Source organism: Elusimicrobiota bacterium, from assembly GCA_026388095.1.
Taxonomy (GTDB): domain Bacteria; phylum Elusimicrobiota; class Elusimicrobia; order UBA1565; family UBA9628; genus UBA9628.
Genome location: JAPLKL010000040.1, coordinates 94,967 through 119,269, shown reverse-complemented (window position 1 = coordinate 119,269; position 24,303 = coordinate 94,967). Strand labels below are relative to the sequence as shown.

At 68.9% G+C, this 24,303-nt stretch carries 22 protein-coding genes; 8 read left to right on the top strand and 14 right to left on the bottom strand.

Features of this window, described 5'->3' with window-relative positions:
- Window positions 1–7: 7 nt before the first annotated feature.
- Window positions 8–1,273: a hypothetical protein gene (locus tag NTY77_09205; GenBank protein MCX5795657.1), complete on the bottom strand. Its 1,266-nt coding sequence runs from the start codon at window positions 1,271–1,273 to the stop codon at window positions 8–10.
- A 156-nt stretch (window positions 1,274–1,429) separates the two neighbouring features.
- Between NTY77_09205 and NTY77_09200 the strand changes: the two genes are divergently transcribed.
- From NTY77_09200 to NTY77_09185, 4 genes are all read left to right on the top strand, one after another.
- Window positions 1,430–2,272 carry a hypothetical protein gene (locus NTY77_09200; protein ID MCX5795656.1) on the top strand — a complete coding sequence of 281 codons (843 nt, stop codon included), beginning with the start codon at window positions 1,430–1,432 and terminating at the stop codon, window positions 2,270–2,272.
- A 97-nt stretch (window positions 2,273–2,369) separates the two neighbouring features.
- Window positions 2,370–2,534, top strand: a complete 165-nt coding sequence (locus NTY77_09195) for a hypothetical protein (GenBank protein ID MCX5795655.1) — start codon at window positions 2,370–2,372, stop codon at window positions 2,532–2,534.
- 27 nt (window positions 2,535–2,561) lie between these two features.
- Entirely contained in the window at window positions 2,562–2,813 is a 252-nt protein-coding gene (locus NTY77_09190; protein MCX5795654.1) for a hypothetical protein, read from the top strand.
- A 4-nt stretch (window positions 2,814–2,817) separates the two neighbouring features.
- Window positions 2,818–3,063, top strand: coding sequence for a hypothetical protein (locus NTY77_09185; GenBank protein ID MCX5795653.1), 246 nt, complete (start codon window positions 2,818–2,820; stop codon window positions 3,061–3,063).
- Between the two features lie 23 nt (window positions 3,064–3,086).
- On the opposite strand, the gene NTY77_09180 is transcribed toward NTY77_09185, so the two are convergent.
- From NTY77_09180 to yihA, 3 genes are read right to left on the bottom strand one after another with little or no spacing between them, the layout of a single operon-like run.
- Complete coding sequence (locus tag NTY77_09180; GenBank protein MCX5795652.1) at window positions 3,087–4,370, bottom strand: DEAD/DEAH box helicase; 1,284 nt, start codon at window positions 4,368–4,370, stop codon at window positions 3,087–3,089.
- Between the two features lie 23 nt (window positions 4,371–4,393).
- Window positions 4,394–5,410: a class I SAM-dependent methyltransferase gene (locus tag NTY77_09175; GenBank protein MCX5795651.1), complete on the bottom strand. Its 1,017-nt coding sequence runs from the start codon at window positions 5,408–5,410 to the stop codon at window positions 4,394–4,396.
- A complete protein-coding gene (yihA, locus tag NTY77_09170; protein ID MCX5795650.1) occupies window positions 5,403–5,987 on the bottom strand; it encodes a ribosome biogenesis GTP-binding protein YihA/YsxC in 585 nt (194 codons plus the stop codon). Before yihA ends, NTY77_09175 begins: the two co-directional genes overlap by 8 nt.
- Window positions 5,988–6,050: 63 nt before the next feature.
- Between yihA and NTY77_09165 the strand changes: the two genes are divergently transcribed.
- A complete protein-coding gene (locus NTY77_09165) occupies window positions 6,051–6,950 on the top strand; it encodes a lysophospholipid acyltransferase family protein (protein ID MCX5795649.1) in 900 nt (299 codons plus the stop codon).
- A gap of 4 nt (window positions 6,951–6,954) precedes the next feature.
- Here the strand turns inward: NTY77_09165 and NTY77_09160 are convergent, their stop codons facing one another.
- The 4 genes from NTY77_09160 to NTY77_09145 all read right to left on the bottom strand — a co-directional run bounded on the left by NTY77_09160 (window position 6,955) and on the right by NTY77_09145 (window position 12,926).
- On the bottom strand, window positions 6,955–8,037 hold the full coding sequence (locus tag NTY77_09160) for a nitronate monooxygenase family protein (protein ID MCX5795648.1): 1,083 nt from the start codon (window positions 8,035–8,037) through the stop codon (window positions 6,955–6,957).
- Window positions 8,038–8,149: 112 nt separating this feature from the next.
- Complete coding sequence (locus NTY77_09155; protein ID MCX5795647.1) at window positions 8,150–10,012, bottom strand: tetratricopeptide repeat protein; 1,863 nt, start codon at window positions 10,010–10,012, stop codon at window positions 8,150–8,152.
- 3 nt (window positions 10,013–10,015) lie between these two features.
- Window positions 10,016–12,220, bottom strand: coding sequence for a beta-glucosidase BglX (gene bglX / locus NTY77_09150; GenBank protein MCX5795646.1), 2,205 nt, complete (start codon window positions 12,218–12,220; stop codon window positions 10,016–10,018).
- Window positions 12,221–12,338: 118 nt separating this feature from the next.
- Window positions 12,339–12,926, bottom strand: a complete 588-nt coding sequence (locus tag NTY77_09145; protein MCX5795645.1) for a hypothetical protein — start codon at window positions 12,924–12,926, stop codon at window positions 12,339–12,341.
- Window positions 12,927–13,070: 144 nt separating this feature from the next.
- On the opposite strand from NTY77_09145, the gene NTY77_09140 reads away from it, so the two are divergent.
- On the top strand, window positions 13,071–13,307 hold the full coding sequence (locus NTY77_09140) for a hypothetical protein (protein MCX5795644.1): 237 nt from the start codon (window positions 13,071–13,073) through the stop codon (window positions 13,305–13,307).
- A gap of 471 nt (window positions 13,308–13,778) precedes the next feature.
- Here NTY77_09140 and NTY77_09135 read toward each other — a convergent pair whose 3' ends face one another.
- On the bottom strand, window positions 13,779–14,162 hold the full coding sequence (locus NTY77_09135) for a hypothetical protein (GenBank protein ID MCX5795643.1): 384 nt from the start codon (window positions 14,160–14,162) through the stop codon (window positions 13,779–13,781).
- A 199-nt stretch (window positions 14,163–14,361) separates the two neighbouring features.
- Here NTY77_09135 and NTY77_09130 point away from each other — a divergent pair, with 199 nt between their 5' ends.
- The gene (locus NTY77_09130; GenBank protein ID MCX5795642.1) at window positions 14,362–15,237 is read left to right on the top strand and encodes a hypothetical protein; all 876 of its coding nucleotides are present in this window, start codon (window positions 14,362–14,364) and stop codon (window positions 15,235–15,237) included.
- Window positions 15,238–15,254: 17 nt separating this feature from the next.
- On the top strand, window positions 15,255–15,515 hold the full coding sequence (locus NTY77_09125; GenBank protein MCX5795641.1) for a YkgJ family cysteine cluster protein: 261 nt from the start codon (window positions 15,255–15,257) through the stop codon (window positions 15,513–15,515).
- A 42-nt stretch (window positions 15,516–15,557) separates the two neighbouring features.
- On the opposite strand, the gene NTY77_09120 is transcribed toward NTY77_09125, so the two are convergent.
- The 5 genes from NTY77_09120 to NTY77_09100 form a co-directional block, all read right to left on the bottom strand.
- A complete protein-coding gene (locus tag NTY77_09120) occupies window positions 15,558–19,079 on the bottom strand; it encodes a M48 family metalloprotease (GenBank protein ID MCX5795640.1) in 3,522 nt (1,173 codons plus the stop codon).
- A gap of 110 nt (window positions 19,080–19,189) precedes the next feature.
- Window positions 19,190–20,200: a C39 family peptidase gene (locus NTY77_09115; protein MCX5795639.1), complete on the bottom strand. Its 1,011-nt coding sequence runs from the start codon at window positions 20,198–20,200 to the stop codon at window positions 19,190–19,192.
- Between the two features lie 66 nt (window positions 20,201–20,266).
- Window positions 20,267–20,608 carry a hypothetical protein gene (locus tag NTY77_09110; protein ID MCX5795638.1) on the bottom strand — a complete coding sequence of 114 codons (342 nt, stop codon included), beginning with the start codon at window positions 20,606–20,608 and terminating at the stop codon, window positions 20,267–20,269.
- Entirely contained in the window at window positions 20,605–20,934 is a 330-nt protein-coding gene (locus NTY77_09105; protein ID MCX5795637.1) for a hypothetical protein, read from the bottom strand. Before NTY77_09105 ends, NTY77_09110 begins: the two co-directional genes overlap by 4 nt.
- A gap of 40 nt (window positions 20,935–20,974) precedes the next feature.
- Window positions 20,975–24,298, bottom strand: coding sequence for a hypothetical protein (locus tag NTY77_09100; GenBank protein ID MCX5795636.1), 3,324 nt, complete (start codon window positions 24,296–24,298; stop codon window positions 20,975–20,977).
- Window positions 24,299–24,303 lie beyond the last annotated feature (5 nt).

Here is a 24,303-nt window from a genome sequence, read left to right as displayed (position 1 = left end):
TGGGCCCTTATTCCGAGGCGGAGTCAGCGGGCTTGCCGGTCCAATAAGGCCGCCCGCCCAAAGCCTCAATGAGGCTGCGGCGCATGTGCGGCCGGCCGACCACAGGAAAACCAGCGAGCAAAGGCCGCTCAACGAGATGCTCGGCCCCGGCGATGACGTGCAGGCTCTGGCCTGTGCGCTGAGCCTGCTCCAGGGCCGCGGCCACGCTGCGGTCCAAGACCAGGTTGCGCTCCGTGATGGCCAAGCGCCGCAGGACCCGCCAGTTCTTGAAGGTCGCCAGAGCCTTGCGCGCCAGCTCCGTATAGTAGCGCAGCCCCCGCTCCGTGCTGTAGAGATGTCCGTTGATGTCCAGAAGGTTCATGTGGTGCTGCAGAAGCGGATGCTTGGACTCGTCGTAGGCGTCTTCCTCGTCCCAGCCCGCCAGTTCGAGGCCCGCGACGAAGGCGGCCGAAGGTCCGAGCCATTCAGGATCGAGCCCCTTTTTCTCCAGGTACTCGACAGCCGCGCTGCCGAAGAGCTTGGGGCCGAAGTATCCCTCATCGAGCACCAGGGCCCCGCGGCCGGGACGGATGTCAGCCGCGATGCGGCGCATGTTCTCGCGGATCAGGCCCTTATCCGTATGCCGCTCGCCGTAGAAGAACACCTGCGCGTCCTCGCGCCGCGCCGCGTTGCTCATCTCATAGCCCTGCCGGAAACGCCCGTCCTCGCGGCCCAGCAGCCAGCGGATGAGCCGGTCAATGGGCGGCAAGCCGTGGCCTGGCGACTGCGCGACCGGCTTCCAATCGAATATGCTGCCGGGCGAGAGATCGAATGAGCCGGAGGTCTCCGGCGCGGCCTTGACCAGGGCCGAAGCCTCGCCCGAGCCGGAGACGGGAGACACGACGTCCGCGGCTGAAGCCGGGGCCTTGATCTGGGAGCCGTCCCATAACGCGGCCAAAGCCGAGGCCTGCGGCGCGGACTTCTCGGAGGTCTGGGAGTACCAGAGTTCCAGACCGGAGAGGACGGGGACTGCCGGGGCTCCGGCCGGGAGCTGGGGCGCCGCGGCCAAGGGCTGGAAAGTGACTGTCGGGGCGGCGAGTTGCGGGAGGGGCGTCAGGACGGAGGGGCTGAGGCTGGGGGCGAGGAGCGACAGGGCCGGGGACTGGCCGACGCCCGGCGTGCGCGGGCCCGCCCAGTAGGCGTTAAGGCCTACGGGCCCTGAAACGGCGCGCGCTTCGATCTGGGCTGCTCCCAGGCGTGCGGGCAAGAGCAGGGCCAGCGCTAACAAGAGCACGGGGGAAGTTTACCGCCACCGATGGCCGCGCAGAAGGGCAATCGGTCCCAGAGTCTCACGGCATTCGGCCCAAGCATGGGCAGGTCCAATTCCTCACGAGCGGCTGCCCCGTTCGGCCCAGGAGCCGGCGCGCCGGGCGGGGTATCATATGCACCGATGCGCTTGCCACACCCTCTCATCTTCGCGGCTTCGCTCACGGTCTGCGTCTCAGCACGGCCCCTGGCTGCCCAGCTCATGCTCAGGCCCGCGACCTACGGCGCCGCGCCCCAGACCATCGTCTTGCAGACTGCGGGCGGACCCGCTCTCGCCTCGCCCTCTGCGCTGACCATCGCTTCCGGCCTTTCCTTGTCCGCGCCGCCATTCATTCCGGTCCTCCCCGCGCCCTTGGTCGCCATGACCCCGAAAGACCTCCCGGCCGCGCCTGGGACTCCCGCGGTCAAGCTCGCGGTCATGAGCGCGGGAGTGCAGGCGGTCACGGAGGGGCTCTCGCGCCTGAATGCCCCGGCTCCGGCGCAGGTGCGCGAAGCGGGCGACCAGGTCGAGGACATCCTCACCGGACGCAGCCGCGCCGCCGAGCCCGTCCCGGCCGCGCCGCAAGCTTCGCAAGAAGAGCTGGCTTTCACGGCCAAAGCCGCATTGGACCTCGCCACCTTGGCCGAGGACTGGGGCGCGGAACGCGGCCTCAAGTCCAGCCGGATGCAGGGCCAGGATTTCCTCGACATGCTCGACGCCGGCCTGGCCCGCTACGCCGAGCAGTACCGATCCAAGGCGCCCAGCCCGCAAGCCTACGCGGCCGCGCGCACGGTCCAGGCCCAGGTGGTCCGCCTGGTCAAGGCCATGCTCAAGCCCGGAGAGCCTCTCGACGGTCAGATCCGCCGGATCCTTTCCGTGTGGAACGTCTTCAACCAGGAGATGACGGAAGCGGCACGGAAGGGCAGCACCCAGGCCATCGAAGACGAGGCCCGACTCTTCGCCGAACAGGTCGAGCAGTCGGTCTGACCGGCAAAGGCCGGGCGCCCGCATCCCCCCGCCCCATTCATAAACTGGTATACTTTGACCAGGTATCATAGCGGATACTGCCCTAGGAGACTCGAAGATGAACCAGTGCGAAGCCCAGACCCTCGCCTCGACCTATTCCGAGGCGCATCGCTGCCTCAAGAGCAGCGGGCTCAAGAAGATCGGCAAGCGCACCCTTTGCGTGCACCACAGGACCATGCGGGACCGGAAAGCCGCGCTCGACGCCGGCGGCGGCAGGCCCTGACGTCCCGGACAGCTCTCAGGAGGCAGAATGGCAAACTCTGACAAGGCCCAAGGGCCGCACTGCCGCATCGTCGTGGGCCTGCCGGACATCCAGGACCAGCTCCGGCTGGTCGACCGGCTCTCCGCCTCTGCGTCCGAGCCGGAGCTGGGCCGTTTGAACTGCCTCGGCAACCTTCTCTCCGAGCTCTACGCCCAGCTGCAGCACAAGAAGCAGGTCACCATCTTCCGGTTCGGGAGCAAGAGCACGACCAACCCGAAGACCGGACGGCACCGGGAGTGAACTCATGAACGACAACAAGGCCCAAGAGCAGAAAGGGCGCCGCCCGCGTGCCGGCTCGCCGTCCGGAGTGCTCGCGCAGACCAGGGAGAACGAGAAGGTGATCCAGGCCAGCATGAAGCGCTGGCGCGGCCACAACAAATACGGCCTTTCCATAGGCCGCGGCCTGAGCCGGTCCGAACTCATCGACAAGGTGGCCGGCGAGACCGGCGCCAGCAAACAGCATATCCGCCGCTCGCTCAAGGACGACTGACCCGCCGTCCCGGACGGATTTCCTTACGGCCGGCGCCTGCGGAAGCGGAACCTGCCGAAACGCCCGTGGAAGCCGCCCGCGGGCTTCTTCCCCGCCTCGACCGGCGCCGGATGCCTGGGCGCCTGCGCGCCGTGGTGCGCATGATGCGCGTGATGCTGCGGACGCTGGGGTGCGGCAGCCTGCCGGGCTGAATAATCGAAGCCTTCGAGCTTGCGGCGCTCGATCTTGGAGCCCAAGGCGCGCTCGATGTCGCGCACCATGGACTCGTCCTCGTGGGTCACGAAGGTGAAGGCGTCGCCGGTCTTGGCCGCGCGGCCCGTGCGGCCGATGCGGTGGGTGTAGGCCTCGGTGGTGTCCGGCACGTCGAAGTTGATCACGTGCGTGATCTGGGAGATGTCGATGCCCCGCGAGGCGATGTCCGTGGCGACCATGATGTTGAACTTGCCCTCCCGGAAGCCCTCCAGCGCGGCCTTGCGCCGGTTCTGGGAGAGGTTGCCCTGCAGGGAGGTGACGTCCAAACCCTGGTCGTGCAGGCGCTGGGCCAGGCGCTTGGCGCGGTGCTTGGTGCGCGTGAAGATCAGCACGGTCGAGCCCCCGGCCTGCGCCAGGAGCTTGGCCAGCAGCTCGCTCTTGAGGTGCTCGACGACCGGGTAGAGAGCGTGGGACACCGTGGCCAGGGGCACGGTGTGGTCCACCTGCACGGTGACCGGCTGGCGCAGGATCTCGTGGGCGAGCTTGCGGATGTCGTCGGGCATGGTGGCCGAGAAGAGCAAGGTCTGCCGGTGCGCGGGAAGCTGCCTGAGGATCTTGCGGATGTCGGGCAAGAATCCCATGTCGAACATGCGGTCGGCCTCGTCGATGACCAGGACTTCCAGGCGCGACGGCTTGAAGGCGCCGTGCTGCATGTGGTCGAGCAGGCGCCCCGGGCAGGCGACGACGATCTCCACGCCGGCGCGCAGCCCGCTGACCTGGGGGCCGGCGCCCACCCCGCCATAGACCGTGATGCTGCGCAGGCCGGTCTGCCGGCCCAGTTCCACAAAGGCCTGATGGATCTGCTCGGCCAGCTCGCGCGTTGGCGCCAGGATCAGCGCCCGCGTGACTCCGCGGGGGCCGGTCAGCAGGCGCTGGAGTATGGGCAGGGCGAAGGCCGCGGTCTTGCCGGTCCCGGTCTGCGCCAACCCCATCACGTCGCGGCCCTGGAGTATGGGCGCCATGGACTGCAGCTGGATCGGCGTGGGCTTGGAGTAGCCCAGCGCGCGGATTCCGGCGGTGATCTTGGCGTCGAAGTTGAATGAAGTGAAGCCCATGATGTCGTCTCCTTGAATCGGCCCTACAGCCTCAGCAGCGCGACCTTCAGCGGCGGCCGCCCGTCAAGGCTGGGAAAGTCGTCCTCCGGCATGATCCATTCCGCCTCGCGGATGGGGCGGCCGGCCTTGCGCGCGCTGCGCTCCAGCTGGGCCAGCCAAGCCTCGCGCTCGGCCCGAGCCGCGTTGTTGCAGCAGAACATCGCGCCGCCTTCGGCGACGCAGAGCAGGGCGGGCTTGAACACCGCCGGATAATCCTGGATCACGTCCACCACCCCGAACGGGCTCTGGGCGTAGCGGGGCGGGTCGAGGAACACCAGGTCGAAGCGCCGCGGCTCCAGCTTCGGGAACGGCGGCAGACGCCGCCCCCGCACCACCTGGCTCTGGCCCAGCCCGGAGAGCTGGCGCAGGGCGGCGAAGGCGTCGCTGTGCACGAACTCCATCTTGATGGGCAGGTCGTTGAGCCGGGCGTTCTCCCCGCCGACCGCGAGGCTGGAAAGCGAGAAGTCCACGTTGGCCACGGAGCTCGCCCCAGCCTTGGCCGCGGCCACCCCCACCCCGCAGGTGTAGGCGAACACGTTGAGCAAAGATTTGCCCGCCGCCTCCGTCATCACGCGCCGGCGCGCGGCGCGCATGTCGAGAAAGAGCCACGGGTCCTGGCCCGCGTGCCGGCCCTGGATGCGGTAGCCCAAACCCAGCTCCCGGGCCAGGCGCGGCGCCGCGGCAACGGTCTGCATGCCCGGAGAGAGCGCGTTGGCGATGCGCGAATTGGGCCGGCTGCGGTCGTTGTAGACCACGCCCAGGCCCGGCCAGGCCTGGGCGTAGAAGGCTTCCAGCGCGGCCAGTTGCGGCGCGGGCAGCGGGCTGTGGAAGCTCTGCACGAGCAGCAAGTCGCCGTAGCGGTCCACGGTCAGTCCAGCCGCCCCCTCCACCGTGCCGTGGAACAGCCGGTAGGCATCGGTGTCTTCGGCGTGCAGGCGGCCGAGCAGCTCGGCGCGCCGCTCCAAGGCCGCGGCCAGCAGTCCGCGCAGGGCCTCAGGCATGAGTCCCTGCGAGCAAAGCGGCCAGCTCGGCGCGCAGCTCGCGCACGCCGCTGTTCTGCGCGGCGCTGACCCAGGCCAGGGCCTCGGGCTTGAGGCCCAGCACCTCGGCCACGTCCCGCCGCTGGGCCGCGGCGCGCGAGGATTTGACCTGGTCGGTCTTGGTCGCCACGCTGCGCCAGGGCAGGCCCTTGTCCTGGAGCCAGTCGAGCATCTGCAGGTCCAGCCGGGTCGGGCCGACCTTGGCGTCGACCAATGCGAAGACCATGCGCAAAGACGGCCGACCGGTCAGGTAGCTCTCGATCATCGGGCCCCAGCCGGAGCGCTGGGCCGCCGCGCCCTCGGCAAAGCCGTAGCCGGGCAGGTCCACCAGCCAGCGGTCGCGGCCGGCCGTGAACACGTTGATGGCGCGCGTGCGCCCCGGGGTGTTGGAGACGCGCGCCAGATCCTTGCCGCAGAGCGCGTTGAGCAAGGAGCTCTTGCCCACGTTGGAGCGCCCGACGAAGGTCACCTCGGCGGCGCAAGGTCCGAGCCGCTGCGGATCGGTCTCGCTGATGAGATACTGATAGTATTCGGGCATGGGGGGCGTCATTATAGCACGGCGATTTTGGCCCGCCGGCAAAGTGATAATATATCGTTTCCTGTGTCCATCTTCCTCTCGGCGCCGCTGCGGGTCATCCTATTCGTCTGCGGGCTCGCGGCCGCGCTCCTGCCGCGGCCGGCCGAGCTCTGGCTGGGCAAGCGGCTGGGGCGCCTGGCGCTCGCCTGCGGCGGATTCAAGCGCCGAATCGCCGCCGAGAACATCCGCCACTGCTTCCCCGAACTGGGGCCCGCAAGACGGGAATCCCTTCTGCGACGGAACCAGGAGCATTACGGGATGCTTTTCTTCGAGTTCCTGCACTTCTTCTGCCCGCTGCCCGGGCACTACCGGAGCTACGCCCGGAGCATCTGCAGGCTCGAGGGCAAAGAGAACTGGGAGCGGGCCCGCGCCAAGGGCAGGGGCGTCCTCTTCGTCTCCTGCCACGTGGGCTTCTGGGAGATGCTGGCTGCGGCCGGCGGCTTGGAGGGGTTCTCGCCGCTGGTGGTGACGACCGTGCTCAAGCCGGTCTGGCTCGACCGCCAGATCACGGCTTGCCGCCTTTCCACGGGCGTGCGCGCGGCGTATCATCCGGGCTCCGTGCCCCAGGTCCTGCGGGAGCTGCGCCGGGGCGGGTCCGTCGCTTTCATGAACGACCAGTACGCCGGGCCGCCCATGGGCATCCCGGTCCCGTTCTTCGGGGTCAAGCCCAACACCTTGGCCGCCGTGGCGCCCATCGCCCAGAGGACGGGCGCCGCGATCGTGCCCGTCTCCTGCTACCGGGACGAGGATGGGACCGCGGTGGTGGTCGTGGAGCCCGAGCTCGACCTGGGGCCGGCCTTGTCCGACACGGAGCAGGCCACCGCGATCCTGGCCGCGAAAGTGGAGACCTGGGTGCGCCGGCATCCCGAGCAATGGCTGTGGATCCACCGGCGGTTCAAGAACGTGGTCTGGCCCGAAGGCTGAGGCCTCAGGCAAGGCAGGCCAGCTCGGCCCTGGCCTCGGCGGCGAAGCCTTCCAGAAGAGCGCGCGTGGAGACGATCTCCCGGACCCGGGAGACGTTGGAGCCGGCGAAGACCACCGCATGCTCGAGGTTGCCCTTGACCGCGTTGAACAGGGCCTTGGCGATGCAGTAGGGCGCCGTGCGCGGATTGCAGGTCTTGAGGCACTGGTAGCCGCAATGGAAGGGCTCTCCTTCCCCGCGCAGCAGGCGGTCGATGAAGGGCGTGCGGATGGCCCGTCCCGGCATGCCCACCGGGCTGTCGATGATGACCACGTCCTCGGGCCGCGCCGAGAGGTAGAGGTCCTTGAAGGCTTGCGCGACCGAACACTCGAAAGTGGCCACCAGCCGGGTGGCGATCTGCACCCCGGAGGCGCCCAGAGCCAGGAAACGGGCCGCGTCCTTGCCGTCGAAGATGCCGCCCGCCGCGATCACGGGGACCGGGGTCGCCGCGCAGTCCCGCGCCACGGCCAGGACCTCGCGGACCAGCCCCTCCAGGACTCCCGGGACCGGGGCTCGGACGTCCTCCTTACGGAAGCCGAGATGCCCGCCGGCCATCGGGCCTTCCACTATGAAAGCGTCCGGGATGCGGTCATAGCGCTTCTTCCACCTCCGGGCGATGACGGCGGCGGCCCGGCCGGAGGAGACGATCGGGATCAGGCGCGTGTCGGTCCCTTCCGCCTGCTCGGGCAGGCACAGGGGCAGCCCGGCTCCCGAGGCGATGAAGTCCGCCCCGGCCTGGGCAGCGGTGAGCGCGAGCTCTTCGTAGTTGGTCAGCGCTCCGAGGAGGTTGACGCCGACGACGCCGTCAGTGGCGGCCTTGGCCTTGAGGATCTCTGCGCGCAAGGCCTTGCGCGAGGCGGCCAGGTAATCGCTCTCGTTCTCCGGCGTGCCGTAGCCCAAAGCCACGCCCGCGATGGTGCCGGCGGCCCCGCACTCCGCCACGGCCGAAGCCAGCGCGGCGGTGGACACCATTACACCCATGCCGCCCTGCACGATGGGCAGTTCGACCTTCAGGTCTCCGATGCGCAGCGGCTGCAAAACTCCAGGCATGAGCCTCCTTCCTTGCGAAACTGGGTCTTCCCGCGGCAACGAGCTGAAGGCTGGCTCGCGATGGGACCTGCCGGCGGCCTTGCGAAGGTGGGGACGCCCTCGACCGCTTGAGCTATTTTAGCAAATCCGGAGCCCGGCGCCGCATCCAGAGGCGTCCGAGATAGCTCTCTGTGCGCCGTATGCCCCGCGCCAGATCCAGGCCAGCGGCAAGTAGACGGCTCATGTCCCTCGGGCTCAAAGGCCGGTCCTGCCGCAGGCCCAGCCGGCGGCGCAGGAAGGCCGTGATGTCCTTGGGGATCATGCCCAGGTCCGCGGCCAGGCCCTCCCGGTCGCCGAGAGCGGCGCGGACCAAGCCACGGTTGAAATAGCCCCAGCAGGAGCCGGGAGCGCGAGCCACGGCGGCGTCGAGCTCCCGCAAGGCCTCGGCGTGCCGGCCCAGGAGCCGGTAGGCCTCTCCACGCCAGACCAAGGTCTCGAAGTCCTTGCGGTCGAGCTCCCGAGCCCGGTCGAGGTCCGCCAGCGCCCCGTGCAGGTCGCCCAGCTTCAGACGCGCGGCCCCGCGCCAGCCGTAGACGAAGGTCTGGCCCCCCAAGCGCACGGACTCGTCGAACTTGGCCAGCGCCTCCCGGTAGCGGCCCTGCCAGAGCAGGACCTCTCCGTACCAGGTCAGGACCTCGGGCCTCTCGGCCTCCGCGGCCAGGCGCTGGGCCTCTTCGAGTTCGCGGCGGCCCTCCCCGGCGCGCCCCGCGGCCAGAAGGGCCTCGGCCGTTCGGCAGCGCACCCACCAATTCCGGGGCGAGTGCCTGAGGATGCGCCGGCTGACGGCTATGACTGAAGCGAAGTCCTCCAGGCTCAAGAGCGGCAGCACGAAGACCTGCTGCATCCAGCAGTAGCGCGATTCAGGCCGCCGGCTCACCGCCCGGCGCTCGGCCAAGGCCTCGCGCTTGCGGCCCAGCTGGTCGAGGAGGACGGCGCGGCAGTAGGCGAACCAATGCGGGAAAAGCCCGCCGCGCCCGGCTCGTCGGACGCGCTCCAATTCCGCGGCGCAGAAGCCCTGCTCTCCCACCGCCCGCCGCGCCTTGGGAGACCACGGCCACAGGAAGTCCGTGGGGACCTCCGGCGGTCCCAGACGGAGCAGCATGGCCTCCGCGAGCCGGAAGGCCTGAGGGTAGCGTCCGGCGCAGAGCAGGGCCGAGAAGACCTGCGTCCAGCTCCGGGGGGCTCCGTCGGGAGCCGCCTTCAGCATGGCCCGCTCCAGACCCCGGCCGTAGCGGCCCGCTGCGATGAGGCGCAGCAGCGCCGAGACCCAGCCCTCCGGGACGCCGGCGGGACTCTCCGCCAGGGCCCGCGCCAGTTGGCTCTCGGCCTGGGCCGGCCGGCCCTGCGCCAGGAGCACCCCGGCGAGGATCGTCCGGGTCCCGGCCTGCCGAGGCTGAGCGGCGAGGGCGGCGCGCGCCGCGGACTCCATGCGCCTGAGGTCCTTGGCCGGAAGGGGCCGCCCCTCCGACAGCCGGGCCAGGTCTAGCAGGGGCGCGGGCGCGGCGGGGTCGGCCTGCGCGGCCAGGCGCAGATGCTCCAAGGCCGCCGCGCCGCGGCCCAGCTTGCTCTGCAGACGGGCCAAGGCCAGGCGGGCCTCTCCGGCCCGTCCCGGAAGCTTCACAGCCCGCCGCAGGCATCTCTGCGCCGCGGCCAGCCGGCCCCGCGCTTCGAGGAACCTGGCCAGATCTAGAGCCAGGTCCACCGCTTCGGGCCGGGCGGCCACGGCCCTGCGGAAGTCCCGCAGGGCGTCGTCCCAGCGCTGCTCCTTCTCGGCGATGCGGGCCCGCCACAGGAGCATCTCCCAGGACGGGGCGCCTTCCTTTTCCAGCCGCGTCAGGGCCGCCGCAGCGTCCTGGAGCCGGCCGGACTCCACCAGGGGCTGAAGAATAGTCGAAGGCCCCCTCGCCTGCTCCTGGTCGGGATCGGACTGGCTCATGCGTCAAGACCCCTTAGGGCGCACCGTGAAGGAAGTCTCCAGCCCCCCGACCGAGGAGTCCCCCACGAAAAGCTGGAACCGGCCGGGCTCGACCTGGAAGCGGTCGTCCAGGCCGTAGAAGCCCAGTTCCTCCGGTCCCAGCTGGAACTCCACGACGCGCTCTTCTCCCGGGGCCAGGCTCACACGCTCAAAGCCCTTGAGCTCGCGGACCGGTCGGGTCACGCTGGCGGCCAGATCGCGGATGTAGAGCTGGACCACCTCGTCTCCGGCGCGGCGGCCCGAGTTCTCGACCTGGACCGAGACCTTGAGCCGGCCGTCGACCGGGATGGAGTCGGAGCTGAGGCTCAGGTTGGAGAGGGCGAAGCTGGTGTAGCTCAATCCGTAGCCGAAAGGATAGAGCGGCGTGAACGGCACATCCAGGTATTTCGAGCTATACTTATTCTTCTCGTCGCTGGGCCGGCCCGTGTTCTTATGGTTGTAGTAGAGCGGCTCCTGCCCCACGCTGCGCGGGAAGCTGGCCGGAAGCTTGCCGCCCGGGTTCACGGCGCCGAAAAGGACGTCGGCCACGGCTAGGCCCCCCTGAGTCCCGGGCTGCCAAGCCTCGAGCAGGGCCGGGACCGCATCGGCGAGCCCGGTCAAGGCCAGGGGCCGTCCGTTGAGCAGGACGACGGCCGTGGGCACGCCGAGCGCGGCCACGCTGCGGGCCAGTTCCACCTGCCGGCCGGGCAGGCCTATGTCGGAGCGCGAGGAGGCCTCTCCACTCATGTCCGGAGCCTCGCCCAGCACCAGGACCACGGCCTGGCTCTTGCGGGCGAGCTTCAAGGCTTGCGCGATGCCCTCGGCACCGCCGCCCGCCACCTCGCAGCCGCGCGCGAAGACGACTTTGGTCTTGGGGGAGACCGCGGCGCGGATGCCGTCGAGTATGCTGACGGCGTCTGCGGCTTTGCCGTCGCCGATCCAGGAGCCCAGCAGCGCCGCCTTGTCGTCGGCCAGCGGGCCGATGACGGCCAGCGCGCGCAGGTCCTTGGCCAATGGCAGGACCTCGCCCTTGTTGCGCAACAGGACCATGCTCCGGCCCGCGGCCTCGCGGGCCGCGCGCAGGTTCTCGGCAGAAAGCAGGGACTTCTCCGCGGCCTCATCAGCGTAAGGCCTCTCGAAGAGCCCGGCCCGGAACTTGACCCGCAGGACGCGGCGCACGGCCTCGTCGAGGACCGTCTCGGAGAGCTGCTTTCCCTTGATGAGCGCGGCGCCGTTCTGGTCATAGAGGCGGCTGACCATCTCCATGTCCACTCCCGCGCTCAGGGCCTTGCGCGCGGCCTCGGAGCCGTCCGCGGCGAATCCGTGCTTGATGAGCTCCGCCACCGAAGTGTAGTCGCTGACCACGAAGCCGTCGAAGCCCCACTCTTTGCGCAGGACCGAGGTCAAAGTGAAGGGATTGGCGGAGGAGGGCACTCCCCCCAGGTCGTTGAAAGCGCTCATGAAGGTGCCCACGCCGGCAGCCACGGCCGCGCGGAAGGGCGGGAAGTACACGTTGCGCAAAGTGTTCTCGGAGACTTCGGTGGTGTTGTAGTCCCGGCCGGCTTCGGCCGCGCCGTAGGCGGCCCAGTGCTTGGCGCAGGCCACGACTTTGTCCGGGGCGGAGTAGTCCTGCCCCTGGAAGCCTAGGACGCGCGCGCGGGCCAGAGCGGAGCCCAGAAAGGGGTCCTCGCCCGAGCCCTCCGCGATGCGGCCCCAGCGCGCGTCGCGCGCGATGTCCACCATGGGGGCGAAGGTCCAGCGCACGCCGGCCGCCGCGGCCTCGGCCGCGGCCACGGCCGCGTCGCGCTGCGCCATGGCCGGGTCGAAGCTCGCGGCCTCGGCCAGGGGGATGGGGAATATCGTGCGGTAGCCGTGGATGACGTCGTAGCCGAAGAGGATGGGGATGCGCAGCCGCGAGCCCTCGACCGCGGCTTTCTGCAGCTCGTTGACCCGTTTGGCGCCGCGCACGTTCAAAGTGGAACCCAGCCGGCCCTGGCGTGCCAGGTCGAAGTGCTCGGGCCGGCTGCTGCCGTCAGCCTCGCCGTCGAGCTGCTGGAGCTGGCCGAGCTTCTCCGCCACGGTCATGCCGCGCAGCAGTCCGTTGACGCGCCGCTCGATGTCGGCCGGAGCCCCGGCCCAGAGGCGCCCGGGCTCCCAAAGGATCAAAAAAGCCGCGGCGGTCAAGAGCATTCCGTTCAAGATGCCTCCTATCGACTGTGCGCACAGTCTAGACAGGACTCCAGGGCCCTGTCAATAGGGAGGCCCAGACCCGTGAGGGTCTGGGCCCCGTGCGATAGCCTCTAGACGGCTACCAGCTGATATTGCCGGTCTTCAGTGCGTTGAAGAGGGCCGACTTCTCCAGGCCTTGGCCGACCGAGGAGGCTGCTGAGGCGCCTGCCTGGTCGTCCGTGGCCGACGCCGCTTGCGGCGCGGGCTGGCTGTCGATCAAGGTCCCGTAGCTGTTGTACGAGTTGGTGCTGCCGTCCTCGTTGAGGACTAGGACGACGAGCCGCCCTAGTTCGTCCGACTGGAACTGCACTGCGAGCACCTTGGCGCCCAGGAACACCGGATCGAAGGCCGGTGAATCCGCGGTGTCGTTCAGGTAGGCATCCCGGTCGTCGCCGGAGATGTCCACCCTCCTCGTGCGGTCGGGGCTGTATACGATCTGCCCCGTCGGCTTGCCGTTCTGGTCGAACATGTTGAGCGCGCCATCGTCCAGTACGGTCACGATGCCGTCGAGCTGGCCTTGGTCATCCAGCTGGAACTGCACGTCATTGACGCCGGAACCCAGATAGACCGGGTCGAAGGCCGGCACATACGCGGTGTCGTAGAGATAGGCCATCTGGCTTTCTCCAGAGACCACGACCTTCCTCGTCCCGTCCGGGCTCTTGTACACCTTCGCGCTCGGGTCAGGCGTCGGCGCGGGCGGAGGCGGCGGAACCGGGGTCGGATAAGGATACGGGTACGGGTAAGGATACGGATACCACGGCCCGGGGTGCCACGGCCCAGGATGCCAAGGGCCGGGGTGCCAGGGACCAGGGTGCCACGGGTCCGGTCCCGGGTGCGGGTGCGGCGGCGGCACCGGATGCGGATGCGGCTGCGGGTGCGGATGCGGCGGCTGAGGCTGCGGGTGCGGCGGCTGAGGCTGCGGATGCGGCGGCTGAGGCTGCGGGTGCGGCGGCTGAGGCTGCGGGTGCGGCGGCTGAGGCTGCGGGTGCGGCGGCTGAGGCTGCGGGTGCGGCGGCTGAGGCTGCGGGTGCGGCGGCTGCGCGGCTGAGGCTGCGGATGCGGCGGCTGAGGCTGCGGATGCGGCGGCTGAGGCTGCGGATGCGGCGGCTGAGGCTGCGGATGCGGCGGCTGAGGCTGCGGATGCGGCGGCTGAGGCTGCGGATGCGGCGGCTGAGGCTGCGGGTGCGGCTGCGGGCCGGGTCCGCCGCCATGGTTTCCGCCAGGGAAGCCCAAGGTCGAGAACGAGGCTTTCGTCGCCTTGCTCTTGTTGACCTTCTTGGGGGCATTCTTGACGGCTTGAAGGAGATCGATGGCCGAAGCTCTCTCTATCTCCGTGAAGTTCTGGACGACGGCCGCGGAGGCGAAAGAGCTCTGCGCATAGGCCGCTGCCAGAACGACGGCTATTAATTTCGACTTCTTGATCATGACACCTCTTGCTCTATTTGGTATTCCTGCTTCCTTAAGGTACGGCTCAGGGAAAGACGGTCGGACCGGACCTAGGAGGTCCGGTAGGAGGGGCTCAATTCAACTGCGGGGACAAGACGGGGCTGCGGTCCCTGGGGAGCCTCCAGGCATAGACGAGCCTGTTGCGGGAGAGCTCGGTACCGAGCGCGATGTTGACGGGGGGCAGGATGGCGAGGGGAAGCACCGGCCTCTCGCGCCTGACGGTTTGAAGGTCCTGGCTCGAGTAGCGGTTGGCGCGGGCGCCCAAGGAGTGCGGCGCGTGCCGCTTCCACTGCTGATGAGTCACGACCTTGGCGATGGCCCTGAAGCTCGAAGCGGGGACGAAGAAGCTCCGGCAATGTTCGCAGCTGTCGGTGACAGCCACGACGCGAGCTCCGCTGATATTGAGGAGGAGCAGAGCGACCGTTATCGCCTTCTGGTAGCGCCTTGCCATCTTCACTCTTTTATCTCTTGGGCCCGCTTTGCGGCTGGGCCTTCAGACCTAGGCCCTACAGGTCTTTAGGCCTATCGTATTCTATCACGCAGCCAGTTTTTTATTATAGGCCCTAGGGCCTAGAGTAAATAAGACTTTGGGCCTAGTGCCTGCTGGGCCCAAAGACCTATATCGCGAAATCCCGGCACAGCGGTATGATTGTACCGTGAAACTGCGCCCCCGTGCTTTGATCCTCATCGCGGCGATGACTGCGGCCATCGCCGCCCGGTGCCAGGAGGAAAGCCTGCCGCCCCTCTCCGAAAACGCCTCCAATGTGGAGAACGTGGTGTCAGCCCACATCCTCAGACACGGCGCCGACCGAGACTGGATGGAGAATCCAGGACGACGGGGCAAGGCCACGCGCCTCGAGTTCGAGGCGATCGACCAAAGCAGCGTCAAGGCCCTCTCCCCCGGCGTCTTCGTGGCCTTGGTCCGGCTGCGCGAGGCCGGCAGCCGCAAGCCCCGGCGCGCCGAGTTCATCGTGGACCTCGGCGGGGACCGCCGGCGGGTGACCAGCGTGCATTGGCTCGGCCTCGATGAGCGCATCGACTACGCGGCCGCCGCAAAGCGGGCCGCGTCCGCGGCGCAGCCGCTCGTGGCCGCCGTAAAGAGCTCCCCGCACAAAGGCCCCCGGCAGCGCACCACCGGCTCCTTGCCCAATCTGGTGCTGAACGCTCTGAACGAGAAGACGGTCCCGCTGGCAGCCTGCCCAACGAAGAAATGCCTGGTGGTGGTCCTGTCCCCCGGGAACTCCCGCTGCCACAGCGCGGCCAAGAACATCAAGACCTTGCGGGACTATCTCAATTCGCGCGGCGTCGCCACGAAGATCGTGGTCGGCAAGGACTCGCTGGGGGCCGTGCGCGGGTTCGCGGCGGAATTCGGCGACGACACCTTGCTCGACCCCGGGGGGACCGTCCCGGCCGAAGGCCTGCCGCACTTCTACGCGATATACGATGACGGGGGCATCATCGAGGAGAACGCCAGAGCTTACGAAGGCCCCGTGGATATCGCCAAGTGGGCCAGGGAATTGGGGCTGCCCTAGCCGGCTCCAGGAGCGCTATGGACTGCCGCCCCGGCTGCGCGGCCTGCTGCATAGCGCCTTCCATCTCGAGCCCGCTGCCCGGCCTGCCCAAAGGCAAGCCCGCGGGTCTTAGGTGCCCTCATCTGCTGCCGGACCTTGCCTGCGACATATGGGGACGCGCCGACTACCCTGAAGTCTGCCGCCGGTTCAGGCCGGGTCACGAAGTCTGCGGCTCCAGCCAGGCGCAAGCCTTGGCCCTCCTGGAGGCCTGGGAAGAGGCCACCCGCCCCGGGAAATAGGACGCCCCCGGAGTTCCTGCTTCCGGGGGCGTATAGCTGGTCCTATTTCTGGATGGTCTTCTGGAGCCTGCTGCGCAGGAGCATGAACTTGACCATGCGGTAATACTGGGCCAGGGCCACCAGCCCCACGCCCACGGTCAGCACCGGGTGGATGAAGAAGGCAGCCGCGGCGAGCAGCGTGGCCAGGACACCCTTGACCGCGGCGTCCTTCACCTTGCCGGAGACCTCGCGGTCCAGGGCCAGGAGCCCATCAACGGCCTGAGCGGCGGCAGGCGAGTCCTTCGCCTGGGCCATCTCACCCAGCCGCTCGATGCGCTGAGTGGTGTCCGGGTGCGTGATGAAAAGGTTGAAAAGGAAGTCGTCCTGCTTGCCCACCACCATGTCGGAGAGCGGGTCGGACTTCGGCAGGGCGCCGGCCTTCTGCATCTGCTCGACCGGGTTCACGGTGAACAGATGCGAGTTAGCCGCCACGATCGGCAGCCTTTCGGCCGCGATGGCCGGGCCGAGCGTCTTGGGCCGCCAGGTCGTCAGCAGACCCAGAGCCAAAGCCAGCGCCTCGGGGTCGTTGCTGAGCTTGGCCCCGTCCGCGTCGGCCATGCCCTCATCCTGCCGGGAGGACGCCATCTGCGTGATCTGCAGCACGATCGGACCCCAAAGGGCCGCGAACACCCGCAGCAGAGCGGGCAAGGACTTCACGCTCAGGCCCGTGGAGATGGGCTCGATGCCGTAGCGAACGGACCGCGGCAGGGAGACATGGTCCACCATCGCCTGCTGGTTGCGCTCGAAGGCCTGATGCAGGTAGAGAAAGCTGCCCAAGGAGACGGCGGCGACGGCGGCGCTGGCCAATCCCAAGAGCGGCATGTTGAGCAGGAACAGGATGCCCGCGCCCAAAGCCGCTAACGGCATCAGGCTCACCGCCGCGTACATCCCGTTGACGATCGTCCCGCTCTTGCGGATCATCTGGTCAAGGGTCGGGTCGCCCACGGACTTCGGCGCCGGGAAGATGCTGTCCTTGAGCTTCTTGGCCGCGGCCTGGGCATGGCCCACGGCCCACATCACGCCGTAGGCCGCGAAGGCGACCCCGGAGCTGATGGAGCCGGCGATGGCGTTGAGCAGCATGTGCCGGTCCATCACGTGACTGAACTCATGGGCGAGCACGCCGCGCAGGGCGCGCACGCCCAGCTTCTTGATGTCCTCGGCACTGGCGTTCTTGACCGCTTCGGCGACCTGCACCGGGGTGGCGTCTACGGCCACGCCCGGGATGGACTCCGCGATGGCCATACGGAAGACCTTATAGGACTTACTGCCGGGGTCGGAAGCGGCCAGGAGACGCATGAGGCCCGCGCGAAGGTTCTCGCCGTCGAGGAGCATCTCCTTGATGCCCTGGGTCACTCCCACCAAGGCGTGGAAGGGGGTGCGTCCCGTGGCGTAGGCGTTGGGGGCGGTGAGCGGGTCGATGACCATCTCCGGGGCGGGGATGGGCTTCTGGCCCTTGGCCTCGCGCTTGGCGTTGATGAGACCGCGCAGGTCCTTCATGATGGCGAAGAACTCCGGGTCCTGGCTTTCGTCGGCGGGCTTGGTCTTCATCACCAGCTTGATGATCTTGGTCGCGAAGAAGAAGGGGATTCCGGCCAGCACCGCGGCGATACCCAGGTTCTTGGCCAGGCTGACGAGGCCGAAGACTGCGGCGCCCATCCCGAAGCCCATGATGGCCATGGACCCGATGAGCAAGCCGGTCTTGAGCCAGTAGTGGAAGTTCGGCCAGCGCGTCGGCTTGTCCGCAGCCGCGTTCGGGTCGGCCAGAGGCTTGACCGCGGTGGAAGGCGCGGGCGCGGCCTTGGGCAGGAGCTTGCCCAGCAGGGCCTCGGTCCAGGACGCGGCGCGCTCCGGGGCGAAGGCCAGCACCAGGAAGGTCAGGGGGCTGGTGAAGGCGGTGGCGGCCGTGAAGGCCAGCACGCCCAGGTAGAGGGTGTTGAAGTTGAGCACGTTGTAGACCAGGTTCTTCCAGAGCGGGGCGCTCTTGTCCCAGCCATAGGTCTTGCTGCCCAAGAACTGCCAGGCGATGAAGGCGGGAGTCGTGTAGACCGCGCCAAGGCCCGTCAGCAAGGCGAAGACCACTCCGGTCATCACCCACTGGAAGCTCGGGAAGCGCATCTTCTGCAGGCTGCCCGGCACGGAGAAGGGTCGGCCGGTCTCGGCGGCGTGGATGATGGTGCCCAGGAAGAAGGACAAAGTGGTCATGACCGGGAGCGTCATCATGCCCAGCAGGGGGCCGATGCCGATGATGCCAGCCGCGGCCACGCCGATGATGGCCGGCAGGACGGCCAGCGCGCCCCAGGTCCCCAGGCTGTCAAGGACGCTGGCTCCGGAGCCCAAGGACCGGCCGGCGATGAGGCCCGCCAGCGGCAATCCCGCGGCGGCCAACTGCTGCAGCGTGACGATCGCGGCCAAGCTCGGCGCCGCGATGGCGGCCGCGCCCAGGAAAGCGCCGATGGCGATGTCCATGACCCATTTGACCGGGGTCAGGCGCGGCGAGTCGCGCAAAGAGAGCCGGTAGCGGGCGTAAAGGGCTGCGGGCAGGAGCAGGATTCCGGAGCTCACGGCCCAGACCGCGGCGACGGGCACCAGGCCGAAGATGGCGGGCAAGGCGGCCACGGCCAGCGCCTGCAGGCCGAAGACCGCGCCGCCGGCGAGCGCCACGCGGCCGACCGTGGTGAAGGCGCCGAAGACGCGGCCGTGTTTCGCACCGAGCGCGCTCAGGATCCGAGAAGAAAGGTACGCGCCGAGCAGGCCGCCGGCGAGCCAGCCGACGATGGGAGCGACCGCGAAAGCGGGAATCAGGACCTTGACGCCGAAGCCCGCGGCGATGCCCGCGAACGAGCCGAGGGCGGTCACGAGCTCGCGTTTCTTCTGCGTCTTCCAGGCCGGCTCGGCCTGGGACTGCGGCACGACGCGGGAGTCGGACTGTCCCTGGACCGAGGCCGGGGCAAGATGGCCCTGCGCAGCGGAGAGTGCGGGAGCGGCCACGGCATCATCGGAAGCCTGCGCGGCGTTCCGGATGCCGAGTATGCGGTCCATGATGGAGGCGGCCGAGGTCTTGGCCGTGCCCTCGGACATGGAGCCGAGCTGGTCCGCGGTCAAAGTGAGCTTCTCTTTCTCGCCGAGGAGTTCGTTCAACTTCGGCGCGGCAGCCGCGGCGCCTGCGATGGACTTGACGGGAGTGGCGTTGAGCTCGCCCAGCGCCGGGCCGGGCACGGGCACGGATTCGGACTCATCGATCTTGACGGACGGGGCGGCCATGGGGGCCGCGAAACCTTGGACCACTGGCGTGGGAACAGCGGTCTGCGGGGCCAAAGAGCCCTTGAGCCCTATGGCAGTGAGGCCGACCGATATGTTGGAAAGCTGGTTGACGGGGGTGACGCCGCGCACCGGGCCCTGCAGGCCGGCGGGGACGGATGCGACCGAACCTTGGCTGACGATGGCGCCCGCAGCGGCGTAGCAGGGAAGGCCGGGGGCGGTGAGGATAAGGGCGGCGGCGATAAGGGTGGCGAGGAATCTCTTCATGGTGTCTATTCTATCGCTCTGCCACCCTATCCCCCTCGGGTCTTAGGTCCTAAGGACGGCCGGTTATTCGGCCCAGGACATCGGGCCCCATGGGCCCACCAGGGGCGGGCTCAGCGGGAGGACAGGGAGCGCGGACCGAGCGTCATCTTGATGGGCTCGGGGGGCAGGGGCGGCTCGGACGGTCTGGGCAGGGGCTGGGAGCCATGGGCCACGATGCCGGCCTGGTAGTAGCGACGCACCTGGCCGCCACGGTCCTCGTAGTCGTGCCAACGCTCCAGGAGTTCGGAGAGCGGCAGATAGGTGTAGCGGCCCTCGGTGGAAGGGTCCATCAGGTAGGCGTAATGCTCGTCCATGCCGGCCAGCACGACGTAATGGCCGTCCTCCCAGCGCTGGGACCAGGGCGTGTCCTCGTCGTTGCGCCAAGCCTGGATGTCCAGGATGACCGAATCGCCGCGGCGCAAGGCGGCGCGCAGATCGTCGAGAGTCATGTTCTCCCGCAGAGCCGCTTGCAGACCGAGCTGAGAGAGCCCGCGGGCGATGTTCTCAGGAGGCGTGCCGTCCTTGGGACTGGTCTCCAGCAGCTTGTAGAGGGATTGTTCGTCGCCGCCATAGGCCTGCCAATAGCGCAGCACGGAGAGGGCCGCGGCCGCGCCGCAGCTGTAGTTGGTCTCCTGGACCGTGATCGGCAGGGGCAGATAGTCGGACGGGATGCCCGGCTCGGGCAGGCCGGAGACCGCGGGCGCGGAGAACCGGACCCCGGACGCGTCGAAGAAGCCGTCGAGCACCGGCCTGCCATCCTTGCCCGACGCACCTGTCTTCTCGGCCAAGCGGCCCGTGACTCCGGTCAAATCCTGCAGGACGGGCGCGGGCGGAAGAGCCGGAACTGGCACCGGGACCGGCAGCGGCACGGCCAGGGCTCCCGGCGCCGCGAGGCTCAAGGCGAGCCCCTGGTAGAAGGCGAGCCGCAACAAGCCCGGGGCCACGAGCGGGACGGCCGCGGCCGCGCCGAGCGAGGCGTTGAGGCGCAAGGGCGCGGTCACCGGCGCCACGCCGGCGACTGCAGGGGGGCCTGCGCTGACCCAGAGCAGGGCCCCCAGCAACAATGATCCGCTGGACCGCATCTGAGGATAGGGTAGCGCGCGGGCGTGCCGACAGCCAGGAGCGAAAGGCCTAAGCGCGGCGGGGCCTTAGGGGTGCTTGGCCTTGAACTCGGCCAGGACCTTGCCGAGGGTGGTGCGGGGCGTGTCGTGGCGGCAGAGCCACTGGTCCCCGTCCTTGACCATGTCCGTGACGGCTCGGCGCACCAAGCCCGGGTCCATGGTGCGCACGAATAGGACCAGCGGGCCGAAATAGAAATCCAGGCCCAGCTTGGCGAAGGCCTCCGCGAACCACGAAGGCGTGGCCGCGAGCAGGGAGAACTCCCTGCCGTCGGCCAGGCTCACCTGCACCACGGCGCTGCAAAGGCCGGGGTTCTCGGGGGGCTCGATCTGGGTGAGCTCTATGGCGTCGACGCGCGGTTTCGGGCTCACTTCTTCCTGCCCTTGGCCTTCTTCTTCTCGTCGCGTCTGGAGTTGTAGTAGCGCAGCCAGAAGCCGCTCATGTCGGAGGCCATGGCCTGCGCCGCCTTGGCCAAGCCCTCCTGGTCCAGCCGCTTGACGAACAGCGCCGGGGTGCCGTAGGAGAAGTCCTGGCCCGCCTCGTTCATCCGGTGGCCCACGTGGCTCGGCGTCAGCACCCCGAAGGCCGACGCGCTGCCGTCCTCCAGATTGACGCGCACTTCAGCTCCCCCCGAATCCCGGTTCTCCGGCGGGGCCGACAGGAACTCGATGTTGCGGATGCGGGGGATGACGGACATGGCGGATGATATTACCAATTTCTGCGGCGGAGGGGAACGCCTAGCGGTCCGCCTGCTTGTCCTTCAGGGACTTGTCCGGCAGGCCGGGCAGCAGCTTGGGCAGGAACAGGAAGCCCAGGCCGAGCACCAATGCCGCGGCCACCAGGGGCCAGAGCAGGACCGGGAAGGCCATGTGCAGGCCCGAGGTCAGCAGGCTCATGACCGCGTAGCCCATGGAGATGGCGCCGTTGAAGATCGAGCCGCGCACCGCGATGGTCCCCTCGGACTTGCCGGCCGGGATGTTCTTGTAGAAATAGGTCCCCAGGGCGTTGTAGGTGGGCCCCAGGAACACGCCCATCATCAAGACGGCGGCGAAGAGCGCCGGGATGTTGCCCCAGAGCATGAGCGGCAGGGCCAGGAAGGCCAGGCCCGCGCCCACGTACTTGATCCAGCCGCGGTCCGTGAGCTTGCCGGTCAAGGCCATCAAGCCCGCGCCCGCCGCCGCGGCCACCGCGGCCAGCAGGATGCTGCCCGGAGCCAAGGTCAGGAAGGTCCAGGTCCCCAACAGGCCCAGCACGCCCGCCTGGATGAAGCGCTGGACCTTCACCTTCCCGATGAAGGGGATGCGGATCTCGGAGAGCTGGGCCTGCGAGGTGCTGGAGATGAGCTGGCCGAAGAACAGGGCGCCCAGCAGTTGGCCCAGCAGCTGCGACTTGCCCGCCGCGCCGGCCAAGGCCCCGGCCATCAAGGGCAGGCCGAAGGACTGGATCGGATACGAGAGCACGGCCAGCGCGCTGTTGGCCAGCAGCGCGTAGCGCAGAGGCTTGTTGGCCCAAAGGGTCTTGAAGCCCTCGGTGTGGGCCACCCAGTTGAGCAGGCCGATGACCGCGGGCAAGGTGGTGTGCAGCACCGGGAACAGCGCGAGGCTGGCGCTGAAGATGAGGGCCTCTTTCCAATACTTCTTGAGGAAGGCCTTAGCCGCGTCCTGCCTCTCGGCCCAGGTCTTGGCGGGCTTGGCCGTCTGGCCCGGGGCCGCGGCGTCCGCGGCCTTGGCGTTGGAGACGAACTTCCAGATCAAGGGCAGCACCACCAGGAGGTTGACCCCGGCGGCGATGAGATAAGGAGCCAGCAGGTGCGGGACCGTGGCCTGCAGATAGTCGGTCAGCCGGCCGGCGCGCAGGATCAGGCCCAGCAGGGACTGGATCGACAGGTAGTCGATCATGGTCAGCGCGTTGACCGTGCCCAGGTACTTGCCGGAGAAGCGCTTGATGTAGATGCCCTCGGTGGTCATGACCGAGGAGAGCACATAGCCGTTGCCGATGGAGGCGACCAGGAGGGTCCAGAAATTGATTATGCCGAAGGCGCTCATGACGGGCAGAGCCAGGAGCAGGACGACGCTGAAGACCGTGTTGAGCGCCATGGCGTTGCGCGCGGAGAGCTTCTTGGCCAGCATGCCGCTCAGGGGGCCCATCGCGATGGCGGCCAGCGGGCCCAGAGCCATCAAAGCCCCGTAGGAGGCCAGACCCACGGCCGGGATGGCGATGAAAGCGTAGGCGGTGGAGGTGAGGAAGAAGGCCGCGATGCTGGCCGTGCGCGAGGTGAAGATGCCGAAGAGCGATTTCTTGTCTACGCCGCCGGAGTCCCGGCGTCCCAGGGCGCCCAGGATCTCCTGCGTGGCGGCGTGGCCCTGGGTGGGCCAGACGAAGACGCGCTCGGCGCGCGGGTCCGCGGTCCCGCCTACGGCCAGGGCCATACCCTTGGGCGCGGCCTTGGCCATGTCCAGGTCCTCGGAGCGCATCCCGAACATATGGTCGCCGACCACGATGGTCTTGGACTCCGGAACCGCGCTGCGGGGCAGGACGGCGACGATCTTGGTCCCCAAGCCCTGGAGCTTGCCGGGCAGCTTCTGGACCACGTCGCGCATGCGGCCGTAGAGGTCGCTGTTCTTGCGCATCATCTCTACGCCGTGGGACTTATTGAACTTGCTGACCACTAAATAGGAGGGATTGCGGGGGTTGAGCGCGGTGCGGCCCTCGACGTCGGCTTTGACGCCGCGCTCGGCCAGCCCGGCCCGGAGCATCTCGGAGGCCGCCTCCACGTCCGCGGCACTGGTGCCCACAGGCAGGAAGAGGGAATAGCCGTAGTCCGTCATCTGCCCGACCTTGCCCTTGAAAGCGGCCTCGCCGTAGCGCGCCTTGACCTCGGCGGCCACGGCTCCGATGGCTTCGCGCTCTTGAGAGGTCCAGACCGGGGCGGCGTAGATGAGCCGGCCCCCCCCCTTCTTGTCGAAGACCAGCATGCGGGAGCCGCGGTTGGAGCCCACTACCAGGCCGGCCTTCTGCTCCGGGGTGAGGGTGCTGAGGGATTCGAGGACCGTGCTGCCCTTGAGGTCGCCGGGCAGGTCCGAGCGCGCGGTCAGGACCATGGTGTCCACGCCCGCGTCGGCCGAGGCTTTCAAGGCCGCGGCGGTCTCGGCCGAGGCCTTGACCTGGTTGGCTTCCAGAGTCCCGTCGTAGTCGAAGATGGCGGCCTGGGGCTTGTCCGCGGAAAGGGTCTTGAGGATCTCGTCGGCGTGGGCGCGGGAGATGGCGGGCAGGCTGACGACCTCGCCCAGCTGCGCCAAGGACTGCAGGGCCTTGCGCTTGACCTCGTAGTCGACCGCATTGCCCTCGGGGTTGGCCTGGCCGATGGACTTGAGGCTGGCCTTGGCCGGCTCGTCTGCGACCGCGGCGATGGCCTTGACCGCGTCGACGCGCTCGGCGAAGGGGCGGGCGGTATCATTGGCGACGGCCTGGAGCTCGGCGACGGACTTCTGGGAAGCGGGGACCGCGGCGGTCAGGCCCGAGGTCAGGGCGGCGGTTCCGGAAAGCTCGGGGACGGTGACCGCGCCGGCGGCGTCGGCGGACTTCTTGGCGCCGGCGTAGACCTCATCGAGGACGGTCTTCTTCTCGCTCTCAGCCGGGGCCTTGGCGAGCTTGTCCGCGCCGGCCTGCAGGACCTGCTGGGCCGTGACCGGGGCCTGCGGCGCGGCCTGCGCCGCGGGCGCGAGAGTCTGCGAGACGGCGGCCGGGGCGGCCAGGACGGGCAGAGCGGCGCTGAGAGCGGGAGCCTGGGTCGCGACGACGGAGGGGGCCTGCTGGAGTGTGGCCAGCGGCGCGGCGAGGCCGGCAGGGGAGAGCTTGAGCGAGACGCTGACGTTGGGCAGGCTGGTCAGGCCGCCGATCTGGCCGGGGACCGTCACCGGGGCCTGCGCCGAGCCAGTCTGACTGTGGATGACCGCGGCCACGGCCTCGTAGCAGCCCAGGCCGGGCGAGAGCACGAAGAGCGCCGCGACGATGGCGGCGCTCAGTATCTTGCGGCTGCAGCTAAGGACTTTGGTCTCCACGCTAT